This is a genomic window from Geminicoccus flavidas (assembly GCF_009806515.1).
GTDB lineage: Bacteria > Pseudomonadota > Alphaproteobacteria > Geminicoccales > Geminicoccaceae > Geminicoccus > Geminicoccus flavidus.
In genome coordinates, this window is record NZ_WUJP01000191.1 from 1 (window position 1) to 7126 (window position 7126).

A 7126-nucleotide genomic window follows, 5' to 3' on the forward strand; every position below is an offset into this window, starting at 1 on the left:
GTGGCCACCCGCGATCGTGACCATGTAGTGGAAGGCCGGGATGTAGGCGTGCATGCAGGCCAGAGCCACGCAATGCATGGCGTGGTTGTGGACCACCACGTTGATGTCGCGCCGGCTGCGCTGGATGTCCCAATGGAAGCGCCATTCCGAGGACGGCATACGGTCGCCCGCATAGGTCCCGTCCCAGAACACCACTGGCAGGTCTGCAGGCGTCAAGTCCTCGTAGGGCATCCCGGTGGGCGTGATGATGATGCCCTCGTCGATGCGCGCGCTGATGTTGCCGGAGGTACCCTGGTTGATGCCGAGCTCGGTCATGCGCAGGCAGGCATCGATGATCTCCTGCCTGAGCTTGCGGTGCTTGACCTTCGCCATGTTCCTGCCAACTCCCTGCGCTTGACGGAGGAAAGGCTGGGCCGTGGTCAGCACCTCTGTCAACATGCGGGGGCTTGAGCGAGGGGAGCGCCGGAATGGGCGAAGGTCGGCGGGATGCGGTGCTGGTGCTCGACGTCGGCAAGACCAACATCAAGCTGCTCGCCGTCGATGCGGACGGCGGGGTCCTCGCCCAGCGCCGCACGCCCAACTCGACCCTGCCGGGCCCGCCCTGGCGCCATCCCGACGTCCAGGCCACTGAGGCCTGGATGATCGAGGCACTCGGCGAGCTGGCGCGGGAGGTGAACGTCGTGGCAATCGTGCCCACCGCCTATGGCTCGACCTGCGCCATGCTGGACGAGGCGGGCGAGCTGGCCTTCCCGATCATGGACTACGAGGACGAGCATCCAGAGGAGGTGATCCGAAGCTATGCCGAGGTCGCCCCGCCGTTCAACGAGACTTTCTGCTCGATTGCACCCAACGGCATGCTGCTGGCCCGCCAGCTTTGGCGCGCCCGGCACGAGTATCCCGGGCAGTTCGCAAAGGTCAGGACGGTGGTGCCGCTCGGCCAGTACTGGGCCTACCGGCTCTCGCGCCAGCTCGCCTGGGAGCATTGCGCGCTGGGTGCCCAGACCCAGCTGATCGCCACCTCGACCGGCGAGTGGTCCAGCACCGCGCGCCGGTTCGGCTTCGACCGGCTGTTCCCGCAACGCCGCCGTGCCGGCGACGTGCTGGGCCCGATCCGGGCGGAGCTGGCCGATAAGACCGGGATCCCCGCGGGTACGCCGGTGCTGGTGGGCATCCATGACAGCAATGCCGACTATGGCCGCTACCGGATGGCCGGGCTCGACCACTTCACCCTGCTCTCGTCCGGCACCTGGCTGATCACCTTCGACACCGACCTGCCGCTCGCCGAGCTCGACCCGGCCCGCGACATGGTGAGCAACACCGACTTCACCGGCCGGCCGGTCGCCACGGCGAGGTTCATGGCCGGCCGCGAGTTCGAGCTGGTCGCCCAGCTCGAGGGCAGCGGCGGCGGCGAGCCCGACCTAGCGGTGGTGCGCCGGCTGATCGAGCGGGGCACCATGGCGCTGCCGACCTTCAACGCCAATGGCGACACCTTCCCTGGCACGGCCGGCAAGGGCCGAGTGACCGGCCCGGAGCTGGCCAATCCAATCGAGGCCAGGGCGCTGGCCTCGCTCTACGTGGCGCTCGGCACCGACGTGGTCCTGGACCTGCTCAAGAGCAAAGGACAGATGATCCTGGCCGGCGGGCTGGCCAAGGACCGGCTCTATGCCCCGATCCTGGCGGCCCTGCGGGCGCCGCAGCCTTTGTCCGTCTCGGCCGAGCCGGACAGCACCGCGCTGGGTGCTGCGGAGCTCCACTGGCGCAAGATCCGCCCGACCCCGCCGATCGAGCTGACGTCGGTGGCCCCGGCCGAGCTCGCGGGGCTGGCGGAATACCGCCAGCGCTGGCGAGCGGCGGTCGAGCATGGCTGACGGGGCTGGCCGGATGGGCGGGGACGGCTTGATCCTGCGCGATGCCGGACGATAACCATTCGCATGGAACGCCAGCACCAGCCGGCAGACGGCACCGCCCCGCCGGACCTGGCCCGGCTGATCGAGCAGGTGGCGGCCAGCGGCGACCGCGAGGCGTTCGCCCTGCTGTTCCGCCACTTCGCGCCGAAGGTGAAGTCGTACCTACGCCGCCTGGGCGTGGCCGACCCGGCGGCGGACGATCTCTGCCAGGAGGTCATGCTGTCGGTATGGCGCCGTGCCGGCCAGTACGACCGGCGGCTGGCCTCCCCGGCCACCTGGATCTACACCATCGCCCGCAACCGGCGCATCGACCTCCTGCGGCGCGACCGGGGTGCGGAAGCGGAGCTGGACGAACGCGCGCTGGAGGAGCCGGACGGCCAGCCGCTCAGTGACGAGATCGTGGCGGCGAGGCAGATGCGCGAGCGCATGCTGGAAGCGGTGGCGACACTGCCGCCCGAACAGGCCAGGCTGTTGAGGATCTTCTATTTCGAGGAGAAGTCGCACAGTGCCATCGCCGAAGAGATGGCGCTGCCGCTCGGCACGGTCAAATCGCGGCTGCGGCTCGCACTCGGCAAGATGCGGACGCTGATCGGCGGTGGCCAGGGTCAGGAGTCCGAGCCATGAGCGGCGCCATGGACGAGATGCGCCACGACCTGCTCCTGGCCCATGCCGCGGGCCGGCTGCCAGAGCCCCTGGCCCTGGCGGTCGCAACCCATGTGGCGCTCAACCGGGGGGCGCGCAGCCAGCTTCTGGCCTACGAGGCACTGGGCGGCGCCTTCCTGGAGGAACTGGACGATGTGCCGCCGGCACCGGGCAGCCTGGAGGCGGTACTGGCGCGGCTCGATGCGCCGGCACCGCCCGCCCCGGTGCTGCACGGGCTGGACCAGGGCGTCCCGGCCGTGCTGGCACGCCACCTGCCCGCACCGCTGGACGAGTTGCCCTGGGTCTGGCGCGGCCCCTTGTCCGAGTATCCGCTCCTGACCGACATTCCCGGCTACGACACGCGGTTCTTCCGGCTGAAGGCCGGCTGGCCCGTGCCCAAACACACCCACGAAGGCACCGAGCTCACCGTGGTGATCCGCGGCGCCTATCGGGACAATACCGGGAGCTACCGGCGCGGCGACCTGGCGCTGGCGGACGCCAGTGTCGACCACCGGCCCTGGGCCGAGCGCGGTGAGGACTGCTACTGCCTGGCGGTCACCGATGCCGGGCGGCGCCTGACCGACCCGATCCTGCGCCTCCTGAACGGGGTCATCCGGGTCTGAGCGCTCAGACCGAGGACGGCACGGCGGTCACCTTGCCGGCCTTGGGCTCCTCGACCTTGCCGGGCCTCTTCCCGTCGGGACGGCGCGCGTAGCGTTGGGCGAGCGTCGCGCAGACGAACAGCTGGATCTGGTGGAACAGCATCAGCGGCAGCACGATCATGCCCATGGTCGCGGCCGGGAACAGGATGTGCGCCATCGGGATGCCGGCGGCCATGCTCTTCTTGGAGCCGCAGAACACGATGGCGATCTCGTCCTCCTTGGCAAAGCCGCCGCGCCGGCTGACCAGGGTGGTGATCGCCAGGACCAGGGCCAGGATCAGGACGTCCAGGACCAGGACGATTGCCAGGTCGGCCCAGCCGAGCTGGCTCCAGATCCCGGCGACCATGCCCTGGCTGAATGCGGCATAGACCACGAGCAGGATCGAGCCGCGGTCGACCAGCCCCACCACCCGCTTGCGTGCCGCGAGCCACTTACCGATCAGCGGGCGCAGGGCCTGACCCGCCAGGAACGGCGCCAGCAGCTGGAGCAGGATCTTCCACAACGAATCCAGGCTGAAGCTCACCCCACTGGAGCTGAGCAGCAGCGCCACCAGCAGCGGGGTCAGCGCCATGCCGACCAGGTTGGACAGGGACGCGCTGCACAAGGCCGCCGGAACGTTGCCACGTGCGATCGAGGTGAAGGCGATCGAGGACTGCACGGTGGAGGGCAGCACGCACAGGAACATCAGCCCGACCACCAGCTCGTCCGGCAGGAACAGCCCCACCGCCCAGGTGACGCCCAGGCCGATCAGCGGGAACAGGAGGAAGGTGCTCAGGAACACGATCGACTGGAGCCGCCAGTGCAGCAGCCCTTCCAGCACGGCCTTGGGCGAGAGCTTTGCCCCGTAGAGGAAGAACAGGAGCGCCACCGCGGCATAGACGACCTGGCCCATGATCTCTGCACCGGTTCCGTACACCGGCAGCAGCGAGGCCAGGGCGACCGTCAGGATCAGGGCGATCAAGTAGGGATCGATGCCGAAGCGGGACAGGACGGAGCGGAACGGCACGAGGTGCTGGGCCTTCTCGAAGGTTCATCACGGCGGTCTGCCAGGTATCAGCAGGATCGGTCATCCGACGCCGAAATGGAAACGATAATAGCCATCCGGTAACGTGATGACCATCCGCACGGACCGGCCGTGGGGGAGTGCCCGATGCGCCTGGTAGACCCCGTCCTGCTCCGCACCTTCGTCGCCGTGGCCGAGCGCAAGAGCTTCACCGCCGCGGCCCGCGAGCTGCATCTCAGCCAGTCCACGGTCAGCCAGCACGTCGCCCGGCTGGAACGGTCGCTCAAGCGCCATCTGTTCGCCCGCGACACCCATGCGGTGGCACTCACCCCGGACGGCGACGCACTCCTGCCGCTCGCGCACGATGCCCTGCATGCCAACCGCCGGATCGATGCGTTCCTGGCGGGCTCGGCGCTGCGTGGCCATCTGCGCTTCGGCGCGTCGGAGGATTTCGCGCTTTCCGCCCTGCCCGACGTGCTGGCCGAGTTCGCCGAGCAGCACAGCTCGGTCGACCTGGAGCTGACGGTGGGGCTGAGCGGCCTGCTCTACGAGAAATACGACGCGGGCGAGCTCGACCTGATCTTCGTCAAGCGGCGTGCCGGGGACGAGCGGGGACGGGTGGCCTGGGAGGAGGAAGTGGTTTGGGTCGGCCGGCCCGGCATCCGCCCGGACCCGGCAGCGCCCCTGCCGCTCGTCCTGTTCCCGCCGCCCAGCATCACCCGCGCACTGGCGATCGACGCGCTGGAGCGGGCCGGGCGCGCCTGGCGGGTGGTATGCACCAGTGGCAGCCTCAGCGGCCTGCGGGCCGCGGCCCTGGCCGGACTGGGCCTGGCCCCGCACTCGGCGAGACTGATCCCGCAGGGCCTGGTACCGCTCGCCGCCTCCCGCCACCTGCCCAAGCTCGGCCGGATCGAGTTCGTGGTGGTGGGCCCAGGCCGCCCCGATCAGGCCGCGCAGGCGCTAGGCGACATGATCCTGGGCAATGCCGGGCGGATCAGGCTGGGGCGCTCGGGCGAAGCGGGATGAGCTCGGCCAATTGCTTATAGAAGAAGGTGGTCCGGCCGATCCGGCCGTCGGTCGTGAAGCTGTGGCCCGGCACCTGGCCGAACTCGATCCAGCCGCAGTTGCGGTAGAGATGCTCGCCAGCACTGCCGGTCTCGGTATCGAGCATCAGGAGGGTCCGGCCGGCGGCTTGGGCTGCCGCCTCGGCGGCTTGGAGGAGGCGGCGACCAATGCCCCGGCGCCGCGCCCGAGAATGCACCAGCATCTTGCCGATCTCGCCACGATGCGGCGCGTTCGGCTGGTGGGCGAACATCAGCATCACGGTGCCGACCAGGCCCGATCCGTCCTCGGCGACGATCAGCTGCTTGCTGCCCCCGGCGAAGCCCGGCAGCTGGCTCTGCCAGAAGGCCCGGCCATCCCTTCGGGAGAAGCCGGCCAGGAAATTGACCGAAGCACCGGACGCCACCGCGTCGGCCAGGATCTCCGTCAGCTCGTCCAGCCGGGCGGCGGCCTCCTCTGCCTCCAGCCCGCGGATCCGGATCTCGTCGGTCATCGAAGCGGCTCCTGTCGTGGCTGCAGCACGCTCCGGCCGGTCACCAGGAGATAGCGGAGCGGGCGGTCGTCGGGGTTGCGGAAGCTGGCGGGCGGGCCGAAGCGCATCATCAGGCAGTCGCCCGTCTCCAGCAGGGTCAGCTCGTCGCCCTGGCGCAGCTCGAGGCGCCCCTCGAGCACCCAGACATGCTGATCGATCCCGGCCAGCGGCAGACCGGCGAAGGTCACGCTGCCGCCCGGCGCGAACTCGATCTCGACGATGTCGACCGGCGAGCCGGTTCCGGCCGGGGAAACGGCACGACGCTGATAGCCGGTCTCGGGATCGCGCCAGACCGGCTGGTCGGCACGGCGGCACACGGGGTTGCCGGCCGCTTCGCTGCCGGCGAACAGCATGGAAAGGGTGATGCCGAGCCCGCCGCAGATCCGGGCGAGCAGCTGCGCGGTGGGGCTGGACTGGCCGAGCTCGATCCGCGAGAGCATGGAGCGGCTGACCCCGGCGCGCGCCGCCAGATCATCCAGCGTCAGGCCGCTCTCGCTACGCAGGTTGCGAAGCCGCGCGCCGATGCGCCGGTCAAGTTCAGCCGCTTCTATACTCATATATTCAGCGTAGATTCCAATTTAATGGAATCCAAGCGCTACGTGCGGATCAGATGCCGCCGCAGGAAGGCAGCGGCGGGCCGCACGCTGTCTGGGTCGATCGCGTGGCCCAGCCGGGGACGGGCATGCGCCTCCACCGCGACGCCCAGCCTGCCGAGCGCTGCCCGGGCCGCGGCCAGCTCCGTGAATGGCACGACGTCGTCAGCCTCGCCATGCACCAGCAGCACGGGCGGCCGGGGCGGGCCCGGCAGTGGGCCTGTTTCGAGGAAGCGGCCGGAAAGGCCCACGATGGCCGCAGGTGCCGGCGCCATGCGCAGGCCGACCTGCAGCGCCATCATGGCTCCCTGCGAGAACCCCAGCAGCGCCAGCGCCGAAGGCGGCAGGGTGAAGCGCTCGAGCGTCGCGTGGAGAAACGCCGCCAGGATGGGCGAAGCCGCTTCGGCACCGCGAGCCATGTCGGCCGGCAGCCGTGACTGGAGCGAGAACCATTGGCGGCCGAACGGCGCGAGATCGCAAGGCTGCGGCGCGTCGGGGGCCAGGAACACCGCGTCCGGCAGGGCCGCGGCCAGGGCCGGCGCCAGCTCGATCAGGTCGGCACCGTCGGCGCCCAGGCCGTGCAGCAGGACGACGCAGGCACTCGGGGAGGTGCCGCTGACGGGGCCATGGATGAAGCTGGGCAGGTCGGTCATTCTTCGATGCTTGCGGCGTGTCCTGCAGGACAATCAAGATGGGCACCATGAAAGCCGGTGGGATGCTAGGCA

The 7126-nt window shown here is 69.9% G+C and carries 9 protein-coding genes; 4 read left to right on the plus strand and 5 right to left on the minus strand.

What is annotated here, in order from left to right; all coding sequences use genetic code 11:
- Nucleotides 1-372, minus strand: a 372-nt coding sequence (locus EQG76_RS05180; RefSeq protein ID WP_200840570.1) for a class II aldolase/adducin family protein, incomplete at its 3' end; no start/stop codon positions are given.
- Between the two features lie 95 nt (nucleotides 373-467).
- On the opposite strand from EQG76_RS05180, the gene EQG76_RS05185 reads away from it, so the two are divergent.
- The 3 genes from EQG76_RS05185 (at nucleotide 468) to EQG76_RS05195 (ending at nucleotide 3172) form a co-directional block, all read left to right on the plus strand.
- Nucleotides 468-1868 carry an FGGY-family carbohydrate kinase gene (locus EQG76_RS05185; RefSeq protein WP_159711212.1) on the plus strand — a complete coding sequence of 467 codons (1401 nt, stop codon included), beginning with the start codon at nucleotides 468-470 and terminating at the stop codon, nucleotides 1866-1868.
- A gap of 63 nt (nucleotides 1869-1931) precedes the next feature.
- Nucleotides 1932-2531, plus strand: a complete 600-nt coding sequence (locus EQG76_RS05190; protein ID WP_159711214.1) for a sigma-70 family RNA polymerase sigma factor — start codon at nucleotides 1932-1934, stop codon at nucleotides 2529-2531.
- Nucleotides 2528-3172, plus strand: coding sequence for a ChrR family anti-sigma-E factor (locus tag EQG76_RS05195; RefSeq protein ID WP_159711216.1), 645 nt, complete (start codon nucleotides 2528-2530; stop codon nucleotides 3170-3172). Before EQG76_RS05190 ends, EQG76_RS05195 begins: the two co-directional genes overlap by 4 nt.
- A gap of 4 nt (nucleotides 3173-3176) precedes the next feature.
- Here EQG76_RS05195 and EQG76_RS05200 read toward each other — a convergent pair whose 3' ends face one another.
- Nucleotides 3177-4217 carry a bile acid:sodium symporter family protein gene (locus EQG76_RS05200; protein WP_159711218.1) on the minus strand — a complete coding sequence of 347 codons (1041 nt, stop codon included), beginning with the start codon at nucleotides 4215-4217 and terminating at the stop codon, nucleotides 3177-3179.
- 144 nt (nucleotides 4218-4361) lie between these two features.
- On the opposite strand from EQG76_RS05200, the gene EQG76_RS05205 reads away from it, so the two are divergent.
- Nucleotides 4362-5240: a LysR family transcriptional regulator gene (locus tag EQG76_RS05205; RefSeq protein WP_159711220.1), complete on the plus strand. Its 879-nt coding sequence runs from the start codon at nucleotides 4362-4364 to the stop codon at nucleotides 5238-5240.
- Here EQG76_RS05205 and EQG76_RS05210 read toward each other — a convergent pair.
- Genes EQG76_RS05210 through EQG76_RS05220 form a run of 3 tightly spaced genes read right to left on the minus strand, consistent with a single transcriptional unit; the run spans nucleotide 5209 to nucleotide 7054 of the window.
- Nucleotides 5209-5769 carry a GNAT family N-acetyltransferase gene (locus EQG76_RS05210; RefSeq protein ID WP_159711222.1) on the minus strand — a complete coding sequence of 187 codons (561 nt, stop codon included), beginning with the start codon at nucleotides 5767-5769 and terminating at the stop codon, nucleotides 5209-5211. The genes EQG76_RS05205 and EQG76_RS05210 overlap by 32 nt on opposite strands.
- A complete protein-coding gene (locus EQG76_RS05215; RefSeq protein ID WP_159711224.1) occupies nucleotides 5766-6365 on the minus strand; it encodes a helix-turn-helix domain-containing protein in 600 nt (199 codons plus the stop codon). The genes EQG76_RS05210 and EQG76_RS05215 overlap by 4 nt, the downstream gene beginning before the upstream one ends.
- 38 nt (nucleotides 6366-6403) lie before the next feature.
- On the minus strand, nucleotides 6404-7054 hold the full coding sequence (locus EQG76_RS05220; RefSeq protein ID WP_159711226.1) for an alpha/beta hydrolase: 651 nt from the start codon (nucleotides 7052-7054) through the stop codon (nucleotides 6404-6406).
- Nucleotides 7055-7126 lie beyond the last annotated feature (72 nt).